Here is a 768-nt window from a genome sequence, read left to right on the forward strand (position 1 = left end):
GGTTCATCGAGGATTACCGGGGAACGCGGCGCGAATCTTGAGGAAGAAGTATTCGTCGTCGCGGTACCCGTAAGCTCGACGCTTGATGACCTTGATGGTGTTGTTGATGCCTTCAACGATGCTGGTATTGAGCGGATGGCGGCAGCGAGTCACGATGCCGTGCCAGTAGCCCTGCAGACGCTCGGCGAACTTTTGCAGGGCCGCGATCCCACTTTGCTGAGCCTGCTCGAACCATTGTTCCCAAGCCTTTTGCGCCCAGGCCGGCTTCCGGTAGAACCAGAGCCGCTTGAGCTCGTCGCGTAACACGTAGACGCATAACAGCGCCTGATTGGCCGCCAGCAATTCCTTCAGGTGCACGGCCTGATCCGGCTTGAGGTTGTGGCGGTTGCGCAGCAACAGCCAGCGGCTGGACTTCAGAACCTTGCGGGCCGGCTTGTCATGTCGGAGTTGATTGGCCTGATCGACCCGCACCCGATCGATCACTTCGCGGCCGTACTTGGCCACGACGTGGTACAGGTCGAAGACGATTTCCGCCTGCGGACACTGTTCCCTGATTTCGAGTTCATAGGCCGTGGTCATGTCGATCGCGACCGCTTCGATACGCTTGGCTGCGCCTTCGGGAAGCTGTTCGAAGAAGGCCCGGGCCGTCTCACGCGAGCGTCCCGGTCCGATCCAGAGTACTTGCCGGCTGATCGGGTCGACCACCACCGTGGCGTAGCGATGACCTTTATGCAGCGCGAACTCGTCCATCGCCAGATAGCGGATCGT

At 60.3% G+C, this 768-nt stretch carries 1 protein-coding gene; it reads right to left on the reverse strand.

The window, feature by feature from the left end:
- Window positions 1–3 precede the first annotated feature (3 nt).
- On the reverse strand, window positions 4–768 hold a 765-nt coding region (locus NQV17_RS37805; protein ID WP_257776160.1), incomplete at its 5' end, for an ISL3 family transposase.

The organism is Burkholderia sp. SCN-KJ (genome assembly GCF_024656005.1).
GTDB lineage: Bacteria > Pseudomonadota > Gammaproteobacteria > Burkholderiales > Burkholderiaceae > Burkholderia.